The sequence below is a fragment of the Streptomyces glaucus genome, from assembly GCF_039533365.1.
In the GTDB taxonomy this organism is placed as follows: Bacteria; Actinomycetota; Actinomycetes; order Streptomycetales; family Streptomycetaceae; genus Streptomyces; species Streptomyces glaucus.
The window spans coordinates 48,033-69,873 of record NZ_BAAATK010000031.1 but is presented as its reverse complement, the minus strand read 5'-3'; the positions used below and the strand labels follow the sequence as shown (position 1 = coordinate 69,873).

The 21,841-nt window shown below is 75.7% G+C and carries 25 protein-coding genes; 12 read left to right on the top strand and 13 right to left on the bottom strand.

Annotated features, from left to right (window positions below; translation table 11 throughout):
- The first annotated feature begins 78 nt into the window (after positions 1-78).
- Positions 79-315, top strand: a complete 237-nt coding sequence (locus ABD363_RS22010) for a hypothetical protein (protein WP_344606238.1) — start codon at positions 79-81, stop codon at positions 313-315.
- A 295-nt stretch (positions 316-610) separates the two neighbouring features.
- Positions 611-2,269 carry a catalase gene (locus ABD363_RS22005; RefSeq protein ID WP_344606236.1) on the top strand — a complete coding sequence of 553 codons (1,659 nt, stop codon included), beginning with the start codon at positions 611-613 and terminating at the stop codon, positions 2,267-2,269.
- A 4-nt stretch (positions 2,270-2,273) separates the two neighbouring features.
- On the opposite strand, the gene ABD363_RS22000 is transcribed toward ABD363_RS22005, so the two are convergent.
- Complete coding sequence (locus tag ABD363_RS22000) at positions 2,274-3,155, bottom strand: fructosamine kinase family protein (RefSeq protein ID WP_425578013.1); 882 nt, start codon at positions 3,153-3,155, stop codon at positions 2,274-2,276.
- A gap of 330 nt (positions 3,156-3,485) precedes the next feature.
- Between ABD363_RS22000 and ABD363_RS21995 the strand changes: the two genes are divergently transcribed.
- Together ABD363_RS21995 and ABD363_RS21990 are read left to right on the top strand one after the other, a co-directional pair.
- Positions 3,486-3,809, top strand: coding sequence for a hypothetical protein (locus tag ABD363_RS21995; protein WP_425578014.1), 324 nt, complete (start codon positions 3,486-3,488; stop codon positions 3,807-3,809).
- Between the two features lie 147 nt (positions 3,810-3,956).
- Positions 3,957-4,235, top strand: coding sequence for a hypothetical protein (locus ABD363_RS21990; RefSeq protein ID WP_344606230.1), 279 nt, complete (start codon positions 3,957-3,959; stop codon positions 4,233-4,235).
- Positions 4,236-4,248: 13 nt separating this feature from the next.
- Here ABD363_RS21990 and ABD363_RS21985 read toward each other — a convergent pair whose 3' ends face one another.
- From ABD363_RS21985 to ABD363_RS21975, 3 genes are all read right to left on the bottom strand, one after another.
- Positions 4,249-4,770 carry a hypothetical protein gene (locus ABD363_RS21985; protein WP_344606228.1) on the bottom strand — a complete coding sequence of 174 codons (522 nt, stop codon included), beginning with the start codon at positions 4,768-4,770 and terminating at the stop codon, positions 4,249-4,251.
- A gap of 374 nt (positions 4,771-5,144) precedes the next feature.
- Positions 5,145-6,404, bottom strand: a complete 1,260-nt coding sequence (locus ABD363_RS21980) for an SLC13 family permease (protein WP_344606249.1) — start codon at positions 6,402-6,404, stop codon at positions 5,145-5,147.
- A 117-nt stretch (positions 6,405-6,521) separates the two neighbouring features.
- A complete protein-coding gene (locus ABD363_RS21975; RefSeq protein ID WP_344606226.1) occupies positions 6,522-7,724 on the bottom strand; it encodes a serine/threonine-protein kinase in 1,203 nt (400 codons plus the stop codon).
- A 308-nt stretch (positions 7,725-8,032) separates the two neighbouring features.
- Between ABD363_RS21975 and ABD363_RS21970 the strand changes: the two genes are divergently transcribed.
- Positions 8,033-8,551 carry a hypothetical protein gene (locus ABD363_RS21970; protein ID WP_344606224.1) on the top strand — a complete coding sequence of 173 codons (519 nt, stop codon included), beginning with the start codon at positions 8,033-8,035 and terminating at the stop codon, positions 8,549-8,551.
- 135 nt (positions 8,552-8,686) lie between these two features.
- On the opposite strand, the gene ABD363_RS21965 is transcribed toward ABD363_RS21970, so the two are convergent.
- Positions 8,687-9,934, bottom strand: coding sequence for an MFS transporter (locus ABD363_RS21965; RefSeq protein ID WP_344606222.1), 1,248 nt, complete (start codon positions 9,932-9,934; stop codon positions 8,687-8,689).
- A 557-nt stretch (positions 9,935-10,491) separates the two neighbouring features.
- On the opposite strand from ABD363_RS21965, the gene ABD363_RS21960 reads away from it, so the two are divergent.
- Together ABD363_RS21960 and ABD363_RS21955 are read left to right on the top strand one after the other, a co-directional pair.
- The gene (locus ABD363_RS21960; protein ID WP_344606220.1) at positions 10,492-11,535 is read left to right on the top strand and encodes an NAD-dependent epimerase/dehydratase family protein; all 1,044 of its coding nucleotides are present in this window, start codon (positions 10,492-10,494) and stop codon (positions 11,533-11,535) included.
- Positions 11,532-12,590 carry a glycosyltransferase family 9 protein gene (locus ABD363_RS21955; RefSeq protein ID WP_344606218.1) on the top strand — a complete coding sequence of 353 codons (1,059 nt, stop codon included), beginning with the start codon at positions 11,532-11,534 and terminating at the stop codon, positions 12,588-12,590. The genes ABD363_RS21960 and ABD363_RS21955 overlap by 4 nt, the downstream gene beginning before the upstream one ends.
- 100 nt (positions 12,591-12,690) lie before the next feature.
- On the opposite strand, the gene ABD363_RS21950 is transcribed toward ABD363_RS21955, so the two are convergent.
- The 3 genes from ABD363_RS21950 to ABD363_RS21940 all read right to left on the bottom strand — a co-directional run bounded on the left by ABD363_RS21950 (position 12,691) and on the right by ABD363_RS21940 (position 14,689).
- On the bottom strand, positions 12,691-13,254 hold the full coding sequence (locus ABD363_RS21950; protein ID WP_344606216.1) for a hemerythrin domain-containing protein: 564 nt from the start codon (positions 13,252-13,254) through the stop codon (positions 12,691-12,693).
- Positions 13,255-13,564: 310 nt separating this feature from the next.
- On the bottom strand, positions 13,565-14,098 hold the full coding sequence (locus ABD363_RS21945) for a DoxX family membrane protein (RefSeq protein ID WP_344606214.1): 534 nt from the start codon (positions 14,096-14,098) through the stop codon (positions 13,565-13,567).
- A 135-nt stretch (positions 14,099-14,233) separates the two neighbouring features.
- The gene (locus ABD363_RS21940; RefSeq protein WP_344606212.1) at positions 14,234-14,689 is read right to left on the bottom strand and encodes a MarR family winged helix-turn-helix transcriptional regulator; all 456 of its coding nucleotides are present in this window, start codon (positions 14,687-14,689) and stop codon (positions 14,234-14,236) included.
- Positions 14,690-14,873: 184 nt separating this feature from the next.
- On the opposite strand from ABD363_RS21940, the gene ABD363_RS21935 reads away from it, so the two are divergent.
- Together ABD363_RS21935 and ABD363_RS21930 are read left to right on the top strand one after the other, a co-directional pair.
- A complete protein-coding gene (locus ABD363_RS21935) occupies positions 14,874-15,854 on the top strand; it encodes an alpha/beta hydrolase (RefSeq protein ID WP_344606210.1) in 981 nt (326 codons plus the stop codon).
- A 95-nt stretch (positions 15,855-15,949) separates the two neighbouring features.
- Positions 15,950-16,582, top strand: a complete 633-nt coding sequence (locus ABD363_RS21930) for a GNAT family N-acetyltransferase (RefSeq protein ID WP_344606208.1) — start codon at positions 15,950-15,952, stop codon at positions 16,580-16,582.
- Positions 16,583-16,597: 15 nt separating this feature from the next.
- Here ABD363_RS21930 and ABD363_RS21925 read toward each other — a convergent pair whose 3' ends face one another.
- Genes ABD363_RS21925 through ABD363_RS21915 form a run of 3 tightly spaced genes read right to left on the bottom strand, consistent with a single transcriptional unit; the run spans position 16,598 to position 18,305 of the window.
- The gene (locus tag ABD363_RS21925) at positions 16,598-17,329 is read right to left on the bottom strand and encodes a metallophosphoesterase family protein (protein WP_344606206.1); all 732 of its coding nucleotides are present in this window, start codon (positions 17,327-17,329) and stop codon (positions 16,598-16,600) included.
- On the bottom strand, positions 17,329-17,622 hold the full coding sequence (locus tag ABD363_RS21920) for a BON domain-containing protein (RefSeq protein ID WP_344606204.1): 294 nt from the start codon (positions 17,620-17,622) through the stop codon (positions 17,329-17,331). The genes ABD363_RS21925 and ABD363_RS21920 overlap by 1 nt, the downstream gene beginning before the upstream one ends.
- The gene (locus ABD363_RS21915) at positions 17,619-18,305 is read right to left on the bottom strand and encodes a nucleotidyltransferase family protein (protein WP_344606202.1); all 687 of its coding nucleotides are present in this window, start codon (positions 18,303-18,305) and stop codon (positions 17,619-17,621) included. Before ABD363_RS21915 ends, ABD363_RS21920 begins: the two co-directional genes overlap by 4 nt.
- Positions 18,306-18,440: 135 nt before the next feature.
- Between ABD363_RS21915 and ABD363_RS21910 the strand changes: the two genes are divergently transcribed.
- Positions 18,441-18,752 (top strand): hypothetical protein, encoded by a 312-nt coding sequence (locus ABD363_RS21910; RefSeq protein WP_344606200.1) that lies wholly within the window; start codon positions 18,441-18,443, stop codon positions 18,750-18,752.
- A gap of 218 nt (positions 18,753-18,970) precedes the next feature.
- Here the strand turns inward: ABD363_RS21910 and ABD363_RS21905 are convergent, their stop codons facing one another.
- Positions 18,971-19,663 (bottom strand): GAF and ANTAR domain-containing protein, encoded by a 693-nt coding sequence (locus ABD363_RS21905; protein WP_344606198.1) that lies wholly within the window; start codon positions 19,661-19,663, stop codon positions 18,971-18,973.
- Between the two features lie 355 nt (positions 19,664-20,018).
- Between ABD363_RS21905 and ABD363_RS21900 the strand changes: the two genes are divergently transcribed.
- On the top strand, positions 20,019-20,636 hold the full coding sequence (locus tag ABD363_RS21900; RefSeq protein ID WP_344606196.1) for a hypothetical protein: 618 nt from the start codon (positions 20,019-20,021) through the stop codon (positions 20,634-20,636).
- 50 nt (positions 20,637-20,686) lie between these two features.
- Here the strand turns inward: ABD363_RS21900 and ABD363_RS21895 are convergent, their stop codons facing one another.
- On the bottom strand, positions 20,687-20,896 hold the full coding sequence (locus ABD363_RS21895) for a hypothetical protein (RefSeq protein ID WP_344606194.1): 210 nt from the start codon (positions 20,894-20,896) through the stop codon (positions 20,687-20,689).
- Positions 20,897-21,279: 383 nt separating this feature from the next.
- Between ABD363_RS21895 and ABD363_RS21890 the strand changes: the two genes are divergently transcribed.
- On the top strand, positions 21,280-21,834 hold the full coding sequence (locus ABD363_RS21890; protein WP_344606192.1) for a snapalysin family zinc-dependent metalloprotease: 555 nt from the start codon (positions 21,280-21,282) through the stop codon (positions 21,832-21,834).
- Positions 21,835-21,841 lie beyond the last annotated feature (7 nt).

Below are 21,841 nucleotides of genomic sequence, written 5' to 3'. Positions count from 1 at the left end.
CCGCGCTGCAAGGGGTCCGCCGCCCGGGCGCCCGGCGCCCGGGCGGACCGGAACACGCACCGCGAAGAGGAGGCCCGTATGACCGGTGGCACGGAGACCGGCGGCGTGACCGGTACGCAGGACAAGGACTACAACCTCATCTGGTACGTCGAGTCGTGCCTGAACAACGCGCTGCGCCTGGAGACCTACATCCAGGACGCGGAGCGCGCCGAGGACACCGAGGTCGCGGAACTGTTCCGCAAGGCCCAGGCGGACAGCCGCAAGGGCGCCGAGCTGGGCAAGAACCTCCTCCGTGCGCGACTGAACGGCGGCTGAGCACGGCCCGCCGGACCGGCCCGGACACCGCGGCGACACCGGTGTCCGGGCCTTTTCCGTGAGGAGCGCCCGAGGCGGGTCCGGACCGTGCCGGGCCCCGGCGACATGGCGTGCGCGGCGACCGGCCCGACGACGCGCACCCGGCGCCCCGGGGAGGCAGGCGTCCACCGGGCGGCCGGGATGTGTGAGCGATCCACGCAACCGGGTACCCGGGCGGTCCGCAGGGAGTGGCTGACGGCTGCGCGCAGCCCAGGACCTCGCCCGACGGCAGGCACGAGTCGAAGGAGCCCAGATCATGACGGACGTATCGAGCCAGGGCCCCGCCCCCGGCGACGACCGGAAGGTGCTCACCAACCGGCAGGGACATCCGATCTACGACAACCAGAACCAGCGCACGGTCGGCGCCCGAGGCCCTGCCACGCTGGAGAACTACCACTTCCTGGAGAAGATCAGCCACTTCGACCGCGAACGCATTCCCGAGCGTGTCGTGCACGCCCGCGGCGTCACCGCGTACGGCTTTTTCGAGGCCTACGGGGCCTGGGGCGACGAGCCGATCGACCGCTACACCCGGGCCAAGCTGTTCCAGGAGCGGGGCAAGCGCACCGACGTGGCGGTCCGGTTCTCCACCGTCATCGGCGGGCGCGACTCCTCCGAGGCGGCCCGCGACCCCCGCGGCTTCGCGGTGAAGTTCTACACCGAGGACGGCAACTGGGACCTCGTCGGCAACAACCTGGGCGTCTTCTTCATCCGGGACGCGATCAAGTTCCCGGACGTCATCCACGCCCTGAAGCCCGACCCGGTCACCTTCGAGCAGCAGCCCCGGCGCATCTTCGACTTCATGTCGCAGACGCCGGAGTCGATGCACATGCTCGTCAACCTGTTCAGCCCGCGCGGCATCCCCTCGGACTACCGCCACATGCAGGGCTTCGGCGTCAACACCTACAAGTGGGTCAATGCCGAGGGCCGCACCGTCCTGGTCAAGTACCACTGGATGCCCAAGCAGGGTGTGCGCAGCATGACCGAGGAGGACGCCGCGAACGTCCAGGCCCAGACCCTCGGCCACGCCACCAAGGACCTGTACGAGGCGGTCGCCCGCGGCGACTATCCGGAGTGGGAGCTCCTGGTCCAGATGATGGAGGACCACGAGCACCCGGAGCTGGACTTCGACCCGCTCGACGACACCAAGACCTGGCCCGAGCAGGAGTTCCCGCCCAAGCCGGTCGGCCGGATGGTGCTCGACCGGATGCCGGAGGACTTCTTCGCGGAGAACGAGCAGATCTCGTTCGGCACCGGCGTCCTCGTCGACGGCCTGGACTTCTCCGACGACAAGATGCTCGTCGGCCGGACGTTCTCCTACAGCGACACCCAGCGCTACCGGGTCGGCCCCAACTACCTCCAGCTGCCCGTCAACCAGGCCAGGAACGCGTCGGTGCGCACCAACCAGCGCGGCGGCCAGATGGCGTACTACGTGGACCGCGGCGGGGAGAACCCGACCGTCAACTACGAGCCGTCCATCCTCGGCGGGCTGCGGGAGGCCCAGTACCCGACCCACGACGAGCAGGGGCCCGAGATCCGGGGCCGGCTCACCCGCAAGCGCATCCCCCGCACCAACGACTACCTGCAGGCCGGCCAGCGCTACCTGCTGATGGAGGACTGGGAGCGCGACGACCTGGTGAAGAACTTCGTCGACCTGCTCTCCCAGTGCGACCGGCCCGTCCAGGAACGCATGGTCTGGCACTTCCTCCTGGTGGAGAACGACCTCGGCCTGCGGGTCGGCGAGGGCCTCGGCATCAGCCCCGAGGACGTCGCGCACCTCGAACCGCTGGCCAGTCAGGACCTCACCGACGAGGACCGCAAGCGGCTGGCCAACCTCGGCAAGAACCCGCCGCGCGACGTGGAGGGCCTGACCATGACCCACTGCGTCCCGAACGAGCGGCACGTCGTGACCCGCTGACCGCTCACCGGCGCAGGGCCGACCGGGCCACCGCGAGCGCCTGTTCGGCGTAGCCACGGCCGAACAGCACCGCGTGCACCAGCAGCGGGAACAGCTGGTGCAGCCCGATCCGGTCGGCCCAGCCGCCGGCGAGCGGCGCCGCCTCCTGGTAGCCGTCCAGGATCCGCTCCAGGTGGGGGCAGCCGAACAGGTGCAGCATCGCCAGGTCGGTCTCCCGGTGCCCGCCGTGCGCGGCCGGGTCGATCAGGTGGACCTCGCCGTCGGCGCCCCACAGCACGTTGCCGTTCCACAGGTCGCCGTGCAGCCGGGCGGGCGGCTCGGCGGGGCCCGCCAGCTCGGGCAGCCGCTCGCAGACCCGCTCCACGACGGCCGCCTCGGCGGGCCGGACGGTGCCGTCGTCGACCGCGCGGCGCAGGTACGGCAGCACCCGGTGCTCGGCGTACCAGCGCGGCCAGTCGGTCCCCGGGACGTTGCGCATCGGGGCGCGCCCGATGAACGCCTCCACCGGGCCGCCCGGCGGCGGGGCGCCGAACGCGGGCGCGCCGGCCGCGTGCAGCGCGGCCAGGTCCCGGCCGAACCGGGTCGCCGCCGCCGCGCTCGGGCGGCCCCGCGGAACCAGGTCGATCACCAGCCAGCGCCCGTCGGCGCCGTGCACGGCCGGCACGCGGACCGCGCCGGCCTCGGCCAGCCAGCGCAGCCCCGCGGCCTCCGCCCGCACCGCCCCGTCGCCGTCACCGCGCTTGGCCATCACCACCCGCCCGCCGTCGAGGCCGACTTCGGTGAGGGCCGCGGACAGCCGGCGCTCACCGGTCACCGGCCGCCCGGTGAGCCGGGCGACGGCGGCCCCGGGCCCCGCGCCGTCCCCGGCCCCTGAGGAGGACGTCACACACACGGCGACCAGGGTAGGTCCCTGCCGCCCTGCTCCGTCCCGGCGGCGGCATCCGGCCCGCCGCGCGCACCGGGCTCCCGGCGCGCACCGGGAGCCCGGTCCCGCCGACGAGGCCACCGTCCTCCGGCTCGCCGTGCGCCTCACCGAGCGGTGCGCCCCGCTGCCCGCCGGCCGGTCCCTCGCCCCCGCCGGGGCGGGACGCCGACGGAAGCCGGCTCCCCGGCTGCCGCCTGCGGTGCCCCGCCCCCCGCCGGACGGGACCCCACCGACCCGGTGAAATATCCGCCTCCCACCGATGGAACCCGCCGGTAGCGGGGGAGCAGTGAGATCATGACAAGTTCGTTCCACCGCACCCTCACCCTTCCGGCCCCCCTGTGCGAGCAGGCCGCCCACCACCTCGAACAGGCCGTGCAACGGGCCGTCGACGGGGCGGCGGCCCCCTGGCGGGCCTTCCGCGAAGCCGCGACCGGCTCCTGCACCCTCCCCGTCGCCGTGGTCGAACAGGCCGCCGCCTGCCTCCTCGTGCTGGCCGCCGAGAGCGCCCAGACCGTGCGCCCCTCCGCCCTGCGCGCCCTGATCGGCGTCGCCCTGCACCTGCGCGACGCCGTCCACGCCGCCCAGCGGCCCGCCCTCACCACCGGCCTGTGGTGAGACGCCCGCCGCGCGCACCGTGAGCCCGCCCGCTCACCCGTTTGTCCGATGACCTCATGCCCCCGAACGAGGGACACCGCCTCATCCGATGCGGGGCATGCCGGGCCGTGGGCGTTCCACCCCGTGCGCCGGCGCGTTGCAGTGGGCATGAAGTGCACAGTCACCACCGGGTCCCTCCTCCTCGAGCGCAAGGAGCGACCGGCACGGCACGCCCTCCTCGTCACGGCCGCCCAGGCCGATCCGCCGATCTACGCCGCGCTCGTCACGGAGTGGCGCGCGGTCGGCCGGATGATCCCGGGTGCGCGGGACGCGCAGTGGGCCGCCCTCACCTCCCCGGCGGAGCCGGACGCGCCGCTCCGGGACGCATGGGGCGGGACCGCCGACGTCCCCTCGGGAATCCGGGCGGAACTGGTGCCCGTCCGCTGACGGCCGCGCGGCGTCAGCCGGGCCGCTCGGCCCCGTGCGGACGCGGACCGGCCGTGGACGCCCCGCAGGTCGGGCACCGCCGGTCCGCGCGCGCCTGGACGGCGAGCGTGCCGAGCGCCTGCTGCAGCGCCAGTTCCACGGCGGCGGGCACGAACAGCGTCCCGGAGCCGTCCGGCGGGATCAGCCAGCGCAGCCGCCCCGCGGCCCGCTGCGGCGCGGGAACCGCGATCCACGCGCCCCGGCCCAGGTACCGGATGTCCGCGCCGATCCAGCGGCCGGCCGGATCGGGCGGCAGGAAGAACCCCACCCGGCGGGAGGCCGCGTCGGCGAGCACGGGCCCGGGCGCCTGCGGAAGGCACAGCAGGGCGTCGAGGGCCAGTACGCCCAGCTCCTCCGGCACGCTCAGCACGTCCCAGAAGCGTCCGCAGGCCAGCACCGCGGTGCCGGTGTCCCCCCGCCACTGGCGTTTGCAGGCCCGCGGATCGGTCGCGGCGGCGGCCAGCCACTCCGTGGCCTGCCGCGTGACTCTTCGCATGGCGTCCCTCCGGTCGGTCGACCCACGCGGACGAGATGCTCATCGTTGTGGATATTTCTATGAAGCGGAAGGGGTGGCGAACCGTGGCGGATTCCCCCCGGTTCCCCCGGGACACCGGTTCGGCGAGCAGGTGTTCCCCCGGTCCTCGAACGCGCCGCGGCCTCGTGCGGGCGCCCGCGGCCCGGAACCGGCGCCTCGGGGCGTGGCGGGCCGTGTGGGTGCGGGCACGGGCCGCGCTGCGCCGCCGCACCGGCGCCGGGGACCCGCTGGACCCGCTGGTCAGGACCGCCCGGCGCCTGGACTACGGCGCCGGGCGGCTCCCCGGCGGGCCCGCGCGGCGACCGGGCCGTGAGGACCGCGGCGCGGCACCGCGGTCAGATGCCCAGGACGCGCAGCATCCCCCACAGCGCCACGGTGGAGGCGACGAGCGCGGCCGGGACGGTCACCAGGCCGAGCCGGGTGAAGAGGCCGAGGTCCGGCCGGGCGCCGTGCTCGTGCAGGACGCGCCGCCACAGCAGGGTCGCCAGTGAGCCGACGTACGTCAGGTTGGGGCCCAGGTTCACGCCGATCAGCACCGCGAGGACCGGGCCGGGGCCGCCCGGCGCGGCCAGGGGGAGCAGGGCGAGCACGGCCGGCAGGTTGTTGATGACGTTGGCGAGCACCGCGGCCACCGCCGCCACGCCGAGCAGCGCGGGCAGCGAGTCCCCCTCCGGCAGCAGCCGGCCCAGTCCGGCGCCCGGGCCGCCCGCCATCACGCCCTGCACCACGACGCCGAGGGCGAGCACGAACAGGCAGAACAGGGGGGAGGCGGCGCCGGCCAGTTCCCGGAGCGTGGTGCGGCGCCGGGCGAGCGCCCGGGCGCCGAGCACGACGGCCCCGCCGAGCGCCGCCCACGCGGGCGCCACCCCGGCCGGTGAGGCCACGGCGAACCCGGCCAGGGTCAGCGCCAGCACCACCAGCGTGAACACCGGCATCCGCGGGGCCTTCCCGGGGGCGCCGGGCGCGGCGGGCGCGGCGAGATCCGCGCGGAACCAGCGGCGGAAGACGGCGTACTCGACCATGACGGCGGCCAGCGACGGCAGCGCCATCAGCGCCGCGAACCCGGTGAAGGTCAGACCGCTGGCGGTGAACGCCAGGAGGTTCGTCAGATTGGAGACCGGCAGCGGCAGCGAGGCGGAGTTCGCCAGGTGCGCGGTGGCGTACACGTGCGGGCGCGCGTTCGCGCCGGCCCGGGCCGCCGTCGCGAGGACGACGGGCGTGAGCAGGACGACCGTGGCGTCCAGACTGAGCACCGCCGTGGTCGCCGACGCCACGGTGAACACCCCGGCCAGCAGCCGCCGCGGACTGCCGCCGCACCAGCGGGCGACGGCCGCCCCGGCGGCCTCGAACAGGCCGTCCCGCGCGCACAGGTGCGCCAGCACGAGCACCACGGCCAGGAAACCGACCACCGGCAGCAGCGTGCGGATCTGCTCCCAGGCGCCGGACGGCGACACGGCGCCCAGCGCCACGGTCAGGACGGCGGCGGGCACGGCGGCCACCGCCTCCGGCCACCCCCGGGGGCGCAGCACGGCGAAGGCCAGCACACCCAGCAGCAGGGCGACCGGGACGGTCTCGGAGACGACGGCGGTACTCAGCGGGCTTCCTCCAGAACCGGTACGGCGAACCTGCGCTCGCCGGCCGCCGGGGACGGCGCCCCGGGCGGGACGGTGACCGACGACCGGCACCTCGGGCCGGGACGAGTCGGCCCGAGGTCACTCGTCGCCTTCGTCTTCCTCCTCCTGCTCCTCCTCGCCGCCCCCGCCGGCGGGAACGCCGGCGGGCTGCGCGGAGGAGGTGACGGCGGCGGGCGCGCCGGGGGAGGGGGCCGCCTCCGGCGACACGGACGCGCTCACGGACGGCTCGGCCTGCGGGTCGCGCGCCGCGCCCTCGTCGGGCGCGAACCAGGCCATGCCGGCCAGCAGCGCCAGGACGAACAGGGCGGCGCCGCCCGCCACGGCCACCAGGCGGGACGGGGAGAGGGACGGCTTTCGGGGGCGGCGCGGCGCGGCCCGGTGCACCGTCGTCCGCCACTGCGTGTCCACGACCGGGGGCCCGGACGGGGCGGCGTCCTGTCCCGGCAGCTGCTGCGGCAGGGGCTCCGGTGCCCCGTGCCAGGCTCCGCGGCCGAACCAGTCGGCCACCTCCTCCGCCGTGGGCCGGTCCTCGGGCTGCTTGGCCAGCAGCCCGAGCAGGTAGTTCTCGAAGGCGGGCGGCAGTCCGAGGCCGAGCTGCCGGGGCGGCACGGGGACGGCGTCGAGGTGCTGGTGCAGGACGGCCAGGGGGCTGTCGGCCTGGAACGGCGGGCGGCCGGTGAGCAGCTGGTAGAGCACGCAGCCCAGCGCGTACACGTCCGAGGCGGGTCCCGCGGGCCGGCCGAGGGCACGCTCGGGCGCGAGGTAGAGGCTGGTGCCGACGATCTGCCCGGTGGCGGTGAGGGCGGCGCCGGGGTCGTCGAGGAAGCGGGCGATGCCGAAGTCGCCGATCTTCAGCGTGCCGTCGGCGTCGAGCAGCAGGTTGGCCGGCTTGATGTCGCGGTGGACGATGCCCTGCCGGTGGGCGGCGGCCAGACCGGCGGCCGCCTCGGCGGCGATGCGGGCCACCCGCTCGGCGGGCAGCGGGCCGCCGTGGGCCAGCACCCGGGCCAGGCTGTCCCCTTCGACCAGTTCCATCACCAGGAACAGCCGTCCCTCGTACTCGCCGAAGTCCAGCACGCCGACCACGTGGGGGTGATGGAGCCGGCCGGCGGTCTGCGCCTCCAGCCGGAACCGCGAGACCGCGGTGGGATCGGAGTCCTGGGGCAGCATGAGCTTCACGGCGACCGGTCTGCCGAGCATCTCGTCGACGCCCCGCCAGACCTCCCCCATCGCTCCGCGCCCGATCACGTCCTGCAGCCGGTACCGGCCCGCTGTCAGCACTTGCGTCTCTTCCTCATGCCGTGATGCCGTACTACGTCGACTCGACCGCCGCGGACCGGGCCTCACCGCGTGCGCGGATGAGGGTGGGGGAGGCCGCAGCCGCCCCAGCCTACCGGCTCATGATCAACGCGACGGCCACGCGCGGCTCCCGGGGCCGGGGCCGGGGCCCGGGGAGCCCGTCCCGGCCGCGCGGATGTGGCCGAAGCCACGCACCGGAGGTGGCCCGGGCCATGTTCCCGCGCTCCGAGCCGCGACTACCGTGTGGGCAGTCCCCCTGTCCCCTCGCGAGCAGCTCGGACGGCCCGGCAGTGCAAGCAGATCTCTCCCCGGTCATCGCGGCGACCGCCCGATGGCTCACGTGCGCCTACCCGTCGTACGGCGGCGCGCTGGCCTCCGCCCTGTGCGAGGTGCAGGCGCGGCAGGCCGCGACGGTCGCGGCGTGGCTGCGGTACCCGACGCCGATGGACGCCGCGCTGGTCGGCGTGGCGGGCCCCGGAGGCTCCGCCCGGCTCGACTGGATCACGGGCGCGGACGGGGCCGACGCCGAGGACGACGCCTGGCGCACCTGGGTCGACGAGGTCGTGGCCAGCTGGGCGGCCTGCCTGCTCGGCGACCCGGAGCTGGCCGCCCTGGCCGTGGCCGCGCTCGCCGAGGGCGACCACACGGCCGGGACGCCGCTGGAGTTCCGGCGCCTGGTCGCGCCCGACGACGGCGACCGCCGCGCGGCGGCCCTGCTGCGCCATCCCGACCTGCTGGCCCCGGTGGCGCGACTGCACCGCTCCCAGCTGCTGGACCGTCTGAAGCCGGGCCGGGCCCTGATCGCCTGAGAGCGGGCCGGGCCCCGGCCCGCCCGGGCAGTCGGCCGGCTCCGGCACCCGGTCCCGGCCCGCCGCGCGGACGGGGCCGAGCCGTGTCCGGCCCGGCGCGCGAAGGGGGCCGAGCCGTGTCCGGCCCGGCCCCGCTCACGCGGCCGTGCTCAGGGCCGCCTTCCCGGGGAGGTCCCCCTCCTGCGTGCCCAGGGGCACCGTCGGCGCCGGTGTCCGGCGTCCCCGCAGGAAGTGGCCCGCGCCGATCGCGCCGGCGACGACCAGGCCGCCGGCCACCAGGGCGCCGCGGGCGCCGGCCAGCTCCATCAGGAGGCCGAGCGCCGGGGGGCCGCCGAGGTTCCAGACCGTGCCGATGCTGCCCCACACGCCGAGCACGCGCCCCCGCAGCCGGGCGGGCGGGTCGGTCTGCAGGACCGCCCGCCCGGCGGTGTCGGAGACGGACTCCACCACGGCCATCGGCAGCACCAGCGCCAGCAGCACGGCCAGCGACGGCGACAGTCCGGCCACCACCTGCAGGAGCGCGCCCGAGGCCGCGAGCAGCCCCACGAGCCGCACGGAGGGCCGGCGCATCCGGGCGCCGAGGAGAGCGCCGAGGATGCCGCCGGCGGCGAGCACCGTGGACACCGTCCCGAACGCCCCGGCACCGCCCGCCAGCGGCCCGGTGACGAGCACGGCCAGGGTGAGCCCGTAGTTCCGGCCGAAGACCGCGCTGACCCCGGTGATCCCGGCCAGCGCCAGCAGCCGGGGCCGGCGGGCGAAGAACACCAGGCCCTCCCGCACGGTCATGTCCTGTTCCGCGCGCGCCCGCCCGCCGGCCGCGGCCCCCCGGGCCGCCCCGGGGGCCGGGCGCAGGAACGGGATGACCGAGGCCACGAACAGGAACGACAGCCCGTTGGCGGCGTACGCCGCGGCCGTGCCGAGGAAACCGACCGTCACGCCCGCCAGCGCGGTGCCCACGAGGCGCCCCGCCTGGTGCACCAGGGCGCCCACCCCGATGGCGGACGGCACGTCCGCCACGGGGACGAGGTCGTTGCCCAGCAGGGCGCACGCCGGTCCGTCGACCGTGGCGACGACGCCGGTCACGGCGGCCAGCACCATCAGCGAGGTCATGTCGAGCCGGTCCAGCGCCACCAGCACGGCCGTGGCGAACGCGATCGCGCCGAGCAGGACCTGGCTGACGGCGGCCGTCACCCTGCGGGGCCAGCGGTCGACGGCGGCACCGCCGAAGAGGCTGATGAGCAGCGCGGGCGCGGCCTGCACGGACAGCGACAGCCCCGTCGCGGCGGCGGACCCGGTGATCTGCAGGACGAGCAGGTTCTGCACCGTGAGCTGCATCCACGTACCGGCGTTCGACACGAAGTTCGCGAAGGACCACCAGCGCATGCTGCGGTGCCGGAGGGACCGCCAGGGCGAGCGGGAGGCGGCCGCGGGCGGCGGCGGGGCCGGATCGGGCGCAGGGGCGGGCAGGGCAGGGGAGGGGGAGGAAGACACAGTGCGCCACTCGAAGACGAGTCGGGAAACTCCGACGGAGAAGGGGGAAGGAAGAGGGGCGGAACGCCGGCTGCGCTGCGCGGCGGCCCCGCGGAGCCGGGAGACGGCGCGGACCATGGTGGCAGAAGGGACCGCCGAGTCGAGGCCGGCCCGGCCCTCCCGCCCCCTCGCACCGGAGGCAAGAGCCCGCCCGTCCGCGGCATTTGGCGCGCCGAGTGTGCTTGATCACAGCTTCCGTCGCGGTGGTGCCGGGGTCCGGCGGGCGTGACGGTGCCCACAGCCGCACCGTCCGCGAGGGGATCCGCCGGCCCGGCGGCGGGGCGGAGCAGGCGTCGAGGAGTGAAAGCGGCTCGGCGGGGAACCCGTCGGCCCGTTCTCGGCGCTTCTCAGCCGTCGTCGACGCCCCCTGGGGGGAGTCGACGTCCCCCCAGGGGAAGGAAGGCCGTCCCATGACGCCGACGACGACGTTCCCCGCGGACGCCGGTGCGCGACTTTCCTGGAACCGGGCCCTGGTGACCGGCGGGGCGGGCTTCCTCGGTTCGCATCTGTGCGCACGCCTGCTGGATTCAGGAGCCGAAGTCGACTGCCTGGACGACCTCTCCACCGGGCGGGCCGGGAACGTGGCCCCCCTCTCGGACCGCCCGGGATTCCGGTTCCTGGAACGCGACATCCGCGACATCCGAGACATCCACGGCGCCCGTGACGCCCCGGCCCCCGGTCGCGAGGAGGCCCTCACCGGCCCGTACGACCTCGTCCTGCACCTGGCCGGGCCCACCGCGCCGGCCGACGCGACGGGCCGGCCCCGGGAGGCCCTCGACGCGGGCAGCCTCGGTACCCGCAACGCGCTGGCCGTCGCCGACCGGGACGGCGCCCGCTTCCTGCTCGTCTCCTCGCCCGAGGCCCGCGCCGGGGACCGGGCGGGCGACGGCGATCCGGTCGGCCCGTATAGCGCCTACGCCGAGGCCACGCGGTTCTCCGAGGCCCTGGTCGCCGCCCACGCGGCCGGCGGCAGCAACGCCGGGATCGTGCGCGTGTTCGCCACCTGCGGGCCCCGGATGCGGACGGACGACGGCCGGACGGTCTCCACCCTCCTGGGACAGGCGCTGTCCGGCGGACCGGTCACCGTCGCCGGCGACGGTGACCGGACGCTGCCCCTGTGCTACGTCGACGACGTGGCCGACGGGGTGCTGCTGCTGGCCGCCGGCCGGTCGGTGCGCCCGGTCGACCTCGGCGGCGACGACGGGCCGACGGTCGCGCAGCTGGCCCGCCGGATCGCCGCGCTGACCGGCTCCGGTTCGCCGGCGCTCGCCGACGGGGCGGCCGGCGGGCCTCCACCGCCCCGGCCCGCCACCGGCTTCGCCCGCGAGCTCTTCGGCTGGGTGCCGAAGGTGACCTGGCAGGAGGGCCTCGAGCGCACCGTCGCCGCCTTCCTGGCCGGGCCCGGCCGCGCCCCGGCGGCCGTGGGGCGCGGCGGCGGGGGCCGGTCCGGGTGAAGGCGCTCGTCGCCTGCCCGGGCGGTCTCGGGCCCGTCCTGCTGGCCGGCCCCGCCGTGCGGGCGGTGGCCACCCGGGCCGCCCGTGTGACGCTGCTCTGCGGCGCCCGGGGCGCGCCCGCCGCCGGGCTGCTGCCGCACGTCGACGACGTCGTGGTGTGGGACGGCCTCGGATCCGGCGAACCCCCCGGGACGTCCGGGGCCCCGGGGGAGGGGGCCGGCCCGCCCGCGGCCGGCACGGACACCGGGAGCGTGCTGCGGCGCCTGCGCGACGACGGGCACGACGTCGCCCTCGTCCTCGCCCCCGGCGGCCGGGACCCGCTGCCCACGGCACGGCTGCTGCGGGCGGCCGGGGTGCGCCGCGTCGGCGCCGGCGGCCCGGACCCCGCGCAGCCCGTGGAGCACGACGGGGACCTGTTCGACGTCCGCCGCCGGTGTCCGCCGGGGCGGCACGAGGCCGAGGAGGCCCTCGACGCGGCCGCCGCCCTGGGCTTCTCCCTCAGGCCCGGCGACGACGGGCGGCTGCGCGTCCTGCCGGCCCCCGACACCGCGCCCCTGACCGGCAACGGCCCGTACGTCGTCGTCCACCCCGGGGCCGGGTGGCCGGCCCACGCCTGGGACCCCGGCCGCTGCGCGGAGACGGTCGCCCTGCTCGCCGACGCCGGTCACCGCGTCGTCGTCACCGGCGGGCCCGAGGAGGCCGCCCTGACCCGCCGCGTCAGCGGTGACACGGCCGTCGACCTGGGGGGTCGTACGAGCTCTCGGACGCTGGCCGGTGTGCTGCGGTGCGCCGACGTCCTCGTCGCCGGCGGCACCGGTCCCGCCCAGCTCGCGGCGGCGGTCGGTACGCCGGTCGTGTCGCTGTTCCCGCCGGCGGTGCCGGCCGGGCGCCGGATCCCCTACCGGGTCCCCGCGGTCCTCCTCGGCGACCCGGGCGGCCGGGACGCGGACCCGGGCGCCCGCGACCGCCCCGTGCCCGGCCGTGTCCGCCCGGACGAGGTCACGCCCCGGGACGCGGTCCGGGCCGTGCGGGAGCTGCTGCGAGCGGGCCCGTGAGGCGGGGCCCGGGCGGCGGGCGTGCGGCAGGGGAGGCCCGTCGCCGTGGCGACGGGCCCGTCGGGCGGGGTGCGGGGGCCGGGCCGTGACGGGCGTGGGGTCAGCCCTGCTTGCCGCGGCCCGTCAGCGCGTCGCGCATCCGGTCCACCAGCCCGGCGCCCGGCGCCAGCATCTTGTTCGCCGGAGGCTTGTCCGGAGCGGCCGGGTGCGGCCGGGTCGGCGCCGTCTTCTTCGCTTGCCGGACCTTGTCGCCCAGTTCGTCGAGCGCCTCCGGGGAACAGGCGTTGCGCAGCATCGGGAAGAGGTTCCCCTCCTCGTCGGCCACGTGCGAGCGGATCTCGCTCATCAGCATGCCGACGAGCCGGTCGAACTCCGGATCGTCCGCCCCGCAGCTCTCCAGGTCCTTCATGATCTGCTCGGCCCTGGCGTGGTCCTCCAGCTCCTTGTCGGCCAGGGCGTCCCCGTCCGGCACGTGCTCGCGCACGGCCGGGTAGAGGTACTCCTCCTCCGCCACGGAGTGCCGGATCAGCTCCATCGTGACCTGGTCGGCGTACATCTTGCGGTCCGTGTGACCGGGCGCCAGCGCCTCGATCCTGCCGAAGAGTTCCTCGACCTCCCGGTGATCGGTCACCAGTTCGTCGATGACGTTTCCTCCGTGTCCCATGTCCTTCACCTCCAGCCAGGTCGTGGCGGTCCCGGATCGACTCGCCACGAGCGTCGAGTCCCCCCGCCCCGGCCGGCCGGCCGTCCGGGGCCTGGCCGTGCCGCACGACTGCGCGGGAGCACCGGCCACCTGTGGCCACCCGACCACACGCCGCCCTCCCACGCCCCTTCGGCTACTCCCTTCCGGGCACGTCCCGCCTCGCCCCTCGCAAAAACCCGGCGGCGGTCGTGTCCCGCGTCGTGCCTCGCGGCGGCCGCCTCGGGGCACGACGCGGGCAGCTCCGCGGGAAAGCGCCCCCGGCCGGCGACGCTCAGCCGCCCAGCTTGGCCCTGACGCCGCCCGCCGCCGCCATGGGGCGGGCCGTCGCGCGGACCGAGCGGCGCACCAGCCGCGCGTCCCGGCGCAGGTCCTGGGCCGCGTGGCGGCTCCGCCACAGCACGGACGGCGCGCTGCCGGTGTCGTCGGCCGTGATCAGCAGGCCGCCCAGCATGGACAGGTTCTTGAGGAAGTGGACGCGCTGCTGGGCGCGTTCGGCGGGGTCCTCCGCCTCCCAGAAGCGGTGGCCCGCCAGGGTGGTGGGCAGCAGCGTCGCGGCGAGCGCCAGGGCCGACAGGCGCGGCACGCGTCCGAGGCCGAGCAGGACGCCGGCCGCCACCTGCACGGCGCCGTTGAGCCGTACCAGCTGCTCCGGGCGGTCGACCAGCACGCCGAGGCGTTCGACGACGGGACGTACGACGGGCTCGGCGACCGGTGCCACGCCCTCGGGGCTGCGCAGCGAGTTCATGCCGCCGGCGACGAACATCGAGGCCAGCATGGGGCGGCCGGCCACACGCAGAAGACTCATGACGCTCTCCAGGAGGTGTCGTGCCCTACAGGCCCTGCGGGCCCCCCAGCGGCTCCCCGGGTTCCCCGCCCGGCCGGCGCCAATCGGCGCCCGCGCCCGTGGCGGTCCCGTGGTGCGGCGGCCCGCCGGCCCGGGTCAGCCCCCGGAGACGTTGGCGGTGATCAGCCGCAGGAGGTGCTTGGCCGCCGCGTCCTGTTCCGGGGTGAGTCCCATCGCGTCGCCGATGGCGGCGGGCACCGCGCGGGCCCGGTCCCGGAGCCGGATTCCGGCGTCGGTGAGGCGCAGGGCCACCGAGCGCTCGTCGTCCGGGCGGCGTTCACGGCGCAGCAGGCCGGCCGCCTCCAGCCGTTTGAGCAGCGGGGAGAGGGTGCTGGACTCCAGCTGGAGGGCCGCGCCCAGATCACGGACGGAGATCGAGTCCTGCTCCCACAGCACCAGCATGACCAGGTACTGGGGGTAGGTCAGGCCCAGCTCGTCCAGCAGCGGGCGGTAACGGGCCGTCACCGCCCGGGAGGCCGCGTACAGGGCGAAGCAGAGCTGGTCGTCCAGGAGCAGCGACCCCTCGGGCGGTTCGGGGACGGTCGGGTTCACGCACCACTCCTGGTCTGCGTCCTGGGCACGGCGCTCACCACCCTACCGGCCGAGCGTCCTCGATTCTGTAGAACCCAAATTAGTTGCGCGCTATCTAATCGAGCGCTACTGTTTCGGCCGTGCCGCCCCTCCCGGCGAAATCCCGCCGGGAACCTGCCGCGGCGCCCGATCCGAGGAGATCGCGATGACCGACACCACCGACACCACCGCCGCCGTCCGCCCCGTGCTGGAGCCTGCCGCGCGGGCGTTCGCCGAGGCGACCGCGAACCCGCCCTACCTGTTCGACCTGGGCCCGGTCGAGGGCCGCAAGGCGGTCGACGAGGTGCAGTCCGGCCAGATCGCCAAGCCGGCTGTCGACGAGGAGTGGATCACCGTCGAGGGCGGCCCGACGGGCAGCGTGCGGGCCCGCATCGTCCGCCCCGCCGGCGCCACGGGCACCCTGCCCGTCGTCCTCTACATCCACGGAGCGGGCTGGGTGTTCGGCAACGCCCACACCCACGACCGCCTGGTGCGCGAACTGGCCACCGGCGCCCACGCCGCCGTGGTCTTCCCCGAGTACGACCTCTCGCCCGAGGCCCGCTACCCCATCGCCATCGAGCAGAACTACACCGTCGCCCGGTGGATCGTGCGCGAGGGCGCCGCCAGGAACCTCGACGCCGCCCGCATCGCGGTCGCCGGCGACTCCGTCGGCGGCAACATGAGCGCCGCCTTGACCCTGATGGCCAAGGAACGCGGCGACGTGCCCCTGGTGCAGCAGGTCCTGTTCTACCCCGTCACCGACGCGAGCTTCGACACCGCCTCCTACCACCAGTTCGCCGAAGGCTACTTCCTGCGCCGCGACGCCATGCAGTGGTTCTGGGACCAGTACACCACCGACCGGGCCGAGCGCGCCCGGATCACCGCCTCCCCCCTGCGCGCCACCACCGAACAGCTCACCGGCCTGCCCCCGGCCCTGGTCATCACCGCCGAGGCCGACGTCCTGCGCGACGAGGGCGAGGCCTACGCCGCCAAGCTCCGCGCCGCCGGCGTACCCGTCACCGCCGTGCGCTACCAGGGCGTCATCCACGACTTCGTCATGCTCGACGCCCTGCGCGACACCCACGCCGCCCGGGCCGCCATCGCCCAGGCCGCCACCGTCCTGCACACCGCCCTGCACGCCGCCTGACCCCCGCCCGCCCACCCCGCCCGCGGGAGACACCCGTGGGCGGGGAACCGCCCCGCAATCTTGTGAGAGCGCTCCCAGGAGAGCAGGATGTCCCGGTGACTTCGTCTCCCGCCGTGCGCCCGTACCGCCCCGGGGACCGAGAGGCCCTGGACGACATCTGCATCCGCACCGGACACAACGGCCGCGACAGCCGCCCGCACTACGCGGACCCCGGCATCCTCCCCGTGATCTTCGCGGCGCCGTACGTCCACCTGGAGCCTGAGCTGGCCTTCGTCCTGGACGACGGGCAGGGGCGGGCGGTCGGCTACATCCTCGGCACCGCCGACACGCCCCGCTTCGTCGAGGCGTTCCGCGCGAAGTGGCTGCCCCGGGTCGCCGGCCGCTATCCGGAACCGGACGGCCCGCCGGGCACGCCGGACGAGGCGATGAGCGTGCTGCTGCACCGCCCCGAGCGGATGGTCCTGCCGCAACTGGCCGCGTATCCGGCCCATCTGCACATCGACCTGCTGCCCGAGTGGCAGGGCCGCGGACACGGCCGGGCGCTGATGCGGACGTTCCTGCGGGCGCTGCGGGACGCCGGGGTGCCGGCCGTCCACCTGGGGATGGCGACGGCCAACACCCCGGCCAGAGCCTTCTACGACCGCCTCGGCTTCCACGAGATCGAGGTGCCGGACCCGGGGCCGGTCACCTACCTGGGGCGCACGACGGGAGAACCCGGCCGGCTCTGACGGCCCCCGCGCCGGTCAGTCGGCGGCGGTGTGCAACCGGTACACGCTGAACGCGCGGCGGATGACCGGCTGCGCCACGTTGCGCACCCGTACGCCGCCGGCCGTCATCCCGTGCTCCGTGCCCATGTGGGCGTGGCCGTGCACGGCGAGGTCCGCGCCGGCCGTGTCGATCGCCTCGGCGAGCAGATAGCTGCCGAGGAAGGGGTAGATCTCCAGCGGCTCACCGGCGAGGGTGTCGGCCACGGGGGAGAAGTGCGTGAGGGCGACCCGCACGTCGCAGCCCTCCCGGTCCAGCTCCTCCAGCGCGGTGCGCAGACCGTCCGCGCTGCGCCGGGTGGAGCGGACGAACTCCTTCATCAGCGGCTCGCCGAACTCCCCCGCGCAGCGGCCGACGAACCCGCCGCCGAACCCCTTGGTGCCGGCCACGCCGACGCGTGCGCCGTCGCACTCCACGACGGTCGCCCCGCCCTCCAGGACCGTCACATCGGCGTCCCGGAGGATGTCGGCGACCTTCTCCGGCTGTTCGTCGTGGTGGTCGTGGTTGCCGAGCACCGCCACGACCGGCACGGGCAGGCCGCGCACCTCCTGCGCCACCACCCGTGCCTCCTCCGGGGTGCCGTGCCGGGTGAGGTCCCCGGCGAGCAGCAGCAGATCGGCACAGTCGGACAGGGTGTCGAACGCGGGCCGCAGCAGCCCCTGGCTGTCGGGCCCCATGTGGATGTCTCCCACGGCGGCGACGCGGACCATCACAGCTCCTCCGCACGATCGGGGCGGGTCGTCTCCGCCACCACGATGTCGCTGTGCACGGTGATCCCGGCCAGCTCCTCACCGACGATCCGCAACAGGGTCTCGCGGCACCGCGCCGAGGGCACCGTGCCGCTCACCACGACGGCCCCGGCCCGCATCTCGGTCCGTACGCCCAGCTCGCCGAGTTCCTCCGCGGCGAGCCGGTCCTGGAGATGGGCGACGCGGTACTCGACGTGCGCGGCGGGCGGGGCGTCGCCCGCCGCGGGCCCCTGGTGGGCTACCGGGTCGGTCATCGCTGTTCCTCCTTCGGCGCAATGATCTCCAGTCGCTCCAGCATGAAGAAGAACGCCGCGGGCATCGGGGCGTCCCCGCAGGAGCGGCGCACCTCGCCCCAGTCGATCTTCTCCCGCAGCGTGCGGGCGATCGGGAGGACCGCTCCGAAGTCGCAGTGGTGCTCCGAGAAGGCGGCCAGCAGACTGTGCATCAGGTCGGTCGGCGCCAGCACCGGCATCAGCACCGAGTCCACCGACAGCTCCTCGGCCCGTGCCAGCAGCTCCGTCGTGACGGGCTGGTGCGCCAGCTCGAAGATGAGGTCCACCTGCTGTCCCAGGCAGGTGGCCTTCAGCAGCCAGTCCTCCGGAGGCGTGTACACCGTCAGGCCCGCCTCGCGCAGGGTGTCGGCGACGGCGGCCGCGTCCTCGGGGCGGATGCAGAAGTCGACGTCGTGCTGGAGGTTCTGGATGCCGCCGTGGGCGTACACGGCGACGCTGCCCGCCAGCGCGAACGCGTGCCCCTGCCGCTTCAGGATCGCCCCCACCTGCTTGGCCGCCTCCAGGATCGCCTGGTTGCGGTCGAGGGGCAGATCCCCGCCCGTCACGTCGTGCCGGGGGACGGGCGCGGGACCGCCCGCCGCCAGGCGGAGCTCGGGAACGCCGGCGCGCTGGTCGAAAGCGTTGTCGTCGGCGTGCTGCGTCATCGTTGCCCCCTTCGCCGGCCGCCTGGGACGACCGCTCGGAACACTTGCCGGTGCCCCTCGGGTACCCGGCGCGCCCCCGCCGACACAGGTCCGCCCGGGTGCGCGTGCCGGCCGGATCCGGGGCACTCGTGCGGCATGAACAGCGAGGACAAGCAGCAGCGGACACCGTCCGGGGAGCGCCGTACCGTCGAGCGGCTGGTGGCGGCCTGGCTGGCGGAGACCGAACGGCACGACAGCGCCGCGGCCCGTGAGGCGCGCACCGGCTGGGAGCGCGGCTCCCTGTCGGACCGGGCCGCCGAGGACCTGGCCACGTGGGTCACCGCCCGGGTCACGGACACGGCCTTCAACGAGGACGAGGGCCCCTGGGTCGGGGCGGACGTCCGGATCACCCCGTCGGACAAGGACACCGTCCACGACTGGCTCAGGGCACAGGGACACGCGGTGTGACCCGGCCGACCCGGGGCGGCGGAACGCTCCGGGGCGCCGCGCACCGGGCGGACGGGCCGCCCGCGGATCGCCGGGCCGGCCGCCGCGGGGGGACGTCTCAGGCCGCGTGAACAGGGAACCCCGTGACCAGGCCGGGTGCAGCGGCGTACCCCGGGGGCTGTCCCGGCCAGGTCCTCCCGGTTCTGCCCATGAGCCGGGAGGACCGCCGTCCGCGCCCCTCAGGGCACCGGACTGCCGGTCTCGCAGACGCGCCGTGCCACCTCCCGCAGCTTGGTGTTGGTCTTCTGGGACTGGGTGCGCAGCAGGTCGAAGGCCTCCTCCTCGCTGATCCGGTACCGGCCCATCAGGATGCCCATCGCCTCCCCGATGGTGTGCCGGGTGTCGAGGGCCTCGCGCAGCTGGGCGTCGGCGCGGGCGCTGGAGAAGGCCACCGCCGCGTGGGAGGCCAGCAGCCAGCCCGCCGTCTCGCTGGACTCGGTGAAGGTGCCGGGCTTGCGGGAGTAGAGGTTCAGCGAGCCCAGTTCCTCCTCCCGGGTGTAGAGCAGGAACCCCATCATGCTGCCCATCCCGAGGTCGCGGGCGCGGGGCACGTAGGTCGGCCAGCGCTTTGCCTGCTCGGTGAAGTCGGGGATGCGGAAGACGCGTTCGTCCGGGCCGGGCCGCGCCAGGTCGAAGCACGGTCCCTCGCGCAGCTGCTCCTGCAGCCGGTCGCTGTCGACCACGAACTGGTGCGTGGGCGCCAGCGACTGCACCCGGTCGCCGTTCAGGACGAGGATGCCGGCCGCCTCGCAGCCCTCGACCAGCCGCACCGCCGAGTCGGTGATCCGTTCCAGCGTGGCGCTCACCGTCTCCTGGGCCAGGAGATCCCGGGCCAGGGAGGCCATCTGCTCCGCGAACGACCGCCAGTCCATGCTCCGCCTCCACACCCGACCGCACCTACAGGCCCTCGCCCATCGTGGCACGCCCGCCCCGGGCGGGCTCCCCCGTCACCTGCCCGGACGGCGTCCCGGGACATACGAAGCCCCGCGGGGAGAAGGCCGTGGCCGCCGGGCGCCGATGCGCCCCGCCGCTGTTGCGCGCCGGTGACATCCGGGACGGAACCGTGGCGGAGGGAGAGGGCAACGAAAGCCGGCCGCGGCGGGTCGTACCGGGTGCAAGGAGCGCTGGACCGCGCGGCGCCGGGCGTCGGACCCGGCCGCGCCCGGCGCTCCGGGCACGCCGCACCACGGCGCGCACACCGCGCCTGCCCACAAGGGGAGACACCGCATGAACGTACGAGCTCGAGGAATCCGCGCCACCGTGGCCGTGCTGGCGGCCGCCGCCGGTGTCGCCGTGGCCGCCGTCCCCGCGACCGCCGACACGGCGGACTCCGGCACCCCCCGGTTCCTGGAACCGGGCGAGCTGCCGCCGCACCCGGCCTCCCCCTGGTACGCGGGGCCGGTCACCGCCGGACAGCCGGACCCGCTGCCGGTCTGCGCGGGCGAGGCGCTGCCGTCCACCGCCACCCACCGCCCGTACCGGACCGAGTACGACACCGGCGCCCTGCAGGTCACCGTGGTGGAGCGGGACCGGCAGCGCGCCCGGGACTTCGCGGCCCTGCTGCGCAAGGACCTCGCCGACTGCGCGAAGAAGCTGATGAAGCAGGACCCGGACCTCACGGCGACGGTGAAGTCCTACGGCGGGCTGAACGTGGAGGAGGGCGCCCACGTCTACGGCCTGCACACCGCCTCCGCATGGGGGTCCTCCGACATCCATCTGTTCTCGGTCGGACGGGACGACAGGACCGTGACCGTCGTCCAGTGGGGGCAGATGGGCACCTTCGAGGACGCCCGGGTCGCCGACTTCCGGCGGACCACCGTCACCGCCGTCGACAAGCTGTACTGACCGGCCCGGCTCCGGCGGGGGCCGGGGGACCCGGCTGCCGGGGCGGCGGCTCAGGCGGCGTGCCGCCCGCGCTGCGCGCGGGGCCCGCTCACGGCGGCCTCCCGGGCCGGTGCGCTCCTGCCACCGGGCAGGAGCCGCAGATGGCCCCGGTGGGGCGACCGGGGCGATCCGCCGTCCCGCAGGAGCCGGTCCTCCAGGCGGGTCATGACGAACAGCAACAACCCCAATCCGGGCAGCAGCAGGACAGCGACCGCGAGCACGGCTTCCCCTCCCTGTGGACGGCGTACCTCCTCCGAGTGCCCGCCGGAAGGGGGGACAGCCGTGCGGATTCACGCCGGTCCCGGCCGGTTCCCCGTCGCCGGAGCCGGCGCCCTCCCGCGCGGCGGCCCCGTGCTCCGGCCGCACGGCGCGGGAGCCGTCGCTTCGCCGGTGGAGGCGGACCGCATGTCCGGCCGGCCCCGGCGGGGACCGCCGGTTCGTCCCGGTCCGGCGCCGGGCCTCGCCGCGCCGGCCGCCGAAGGCGGGTCCCACGGCGTCGTACCGTCACCCGGAACGACGGATTGGCGTCTGCCGCGGCTGGGCAGGAAACCCCTCGATGTTCATGTCATGTGCACGACTGCCTTTCCCCACGAGGAGGTCGACCATGCACGTCCGCAGACTGACCGGCGGTCTGGGCGCCGCCGCCCTGACGGTGGCCCTGACCCTGACCGGAGGCCACGCCGCGGCCGCCGGGGACCACGCCCTGGCGGCCCGGGTCCTCACCTACGACGCGAGCGGCGCGGCGGAGTTCAGGTCCGCGGTGGACCGGGGCGCCGCCATCTGGAACGAGAGCGTCGACGCCGTCGAACTGCGGCCGGTCGCGGCCGGACAGCGCGCCAACATCCGCGTCCTGGCGGACAACGGCTGGCCCCGCGCCCTGCCCACCACCCTCGGCAACGGCACCGTGTACATCGGACGGCAGGCCGTCGGCCAGGGCTACGACACGGTCCGCATCTCGTCCCACGAACTGGGGCACATCCTGGGTCTGCCGGACCGCAAGCCCGGGCCCTGCTCCAGCCTGATGTCCGGCTCCAGCGCCGGCACCGCCTGCACGAACCCCTACCCGAACGCGGCGGAGCGGGCGGAGGTCGAGGACAACTTCGGCGGCGCGCTCGCCGGGACGGCGCCGGCCGCGCACGCGGCCGTGATCGTCGACTGACCCGTCC

Bases quoted from the DNA above. Each gene is read 5' to 3' on its own strand.
- ABD363_RS22010 (WP_344606238.1), top strand. From the start codon at position 79: ATGACCGGTGGCACGGAGACCGGCGGCGTGACCGGTACGCAGGACAAG.
- ABD363_RS22005 (WP_344606236.1), top strand. From the start codon at position 611: ATGACGGACGTATCGAGCCAGGGCCCCGCCCCCGGCGACGACCGGAAG.
- ABD363_RS21990 (WP_344606230.1), top strand. From the start codon at position 3,957: ATGAAGTGCACAGTCACCACCGGGTCCCTCCTCCTCGAGCGCAAGGAG.
- ABD363_RS21985 (WP_344606228.1), bottom strand. From the start codon at position 4,770: ATGCGAAGAGTCACGCGGCAGGCCACGGAGTGGCTGGCCGCCGCCGCG.
- ABD363_RS21965 (WP_344606222.1), bottom strand. From the start codon at position 9,934: ATGCGCTGGTGGTCCTTCGCGAACTTCGTGTCGAACGCCGGTACGTGG.
- ABD363_RS21960 (WP_344606220.1), top strand. From the start codon at position 10,492: ATGACGCCGACGACGACGTTCCCCGCGGACGCCGGTGCGCGACTTTCC.
- ABD363_RS21950 (WP_344606216.1), bottom strand. From the start codon at position 13,254: ATGGGACACGGAGGAAACGTCATCGACGAACTGGTGACCGATCACCGG.
- ABD363_RS21945 (WP_344606214.1), bottom strand. From the start codon at position 14,098: ATGAGTCTTCTGCGTGTGGCCGGCCGCCCCATGCTGGCCTCGATGTTC.
- ABD363_RS21935 (WP_344606210.1), top strand. From the start codon at position 14,874: ATGACCGACACCACCGACACCACCGCCGCCGTCCGCCCCGTGCTGGAG.
- ABD363_RS21925 (WP_344606206.1), bottom strand. From the start codon at position 17,329: ATGGTCCGCGTCGCCGCCGTGGGAGACATCCACATGGGGCCCGACAGC.
- ABD363_RS21920 (WP_344606204.1), bottom strand. From the start codon at position 17,622: ATGACCGACCCGGTAGCCCACCAGGGGCCCGCGGCGGGCGACGCCCCG.
- ABD363_RS21915 (WP_344606202.1), bottom strand. From the start codon at position 18,305: ATGACGCAGCACGCCGACGACAACGCTTTCGACCAGCGCGCCGGCGTT.
- ABD363_RS21910 (WP_344606200.1), top strand. From the start codon at position 18,441: ATGAACAGCGAGGACAAGCAGCAGCGGACACCGTCCGGGGAGCGCCGT.
- ABD363_RS21905 (WP_344606198.1), bottom strand. From the start codon at position 19,663: ATGGACTGGCGGTCGTTCGCGGAGCAGATGGCCTCCCTGGCCCGGGAT.
- ABD363_RS21900 (WP_344606196.1), top strand. From the start codon at position 20,019: ATGAACGTACGAGCTCGAGGAATCCGCGCCACCGTGGCCGTGCTGGCG.
- ABD363_RS21890 (WP_344606192.1), top strand. From the start codon at position 21,280: ATGCACGTCCGCAGACTGACCGGCGGTCTGGGCGCCGCCGCCCTGACG.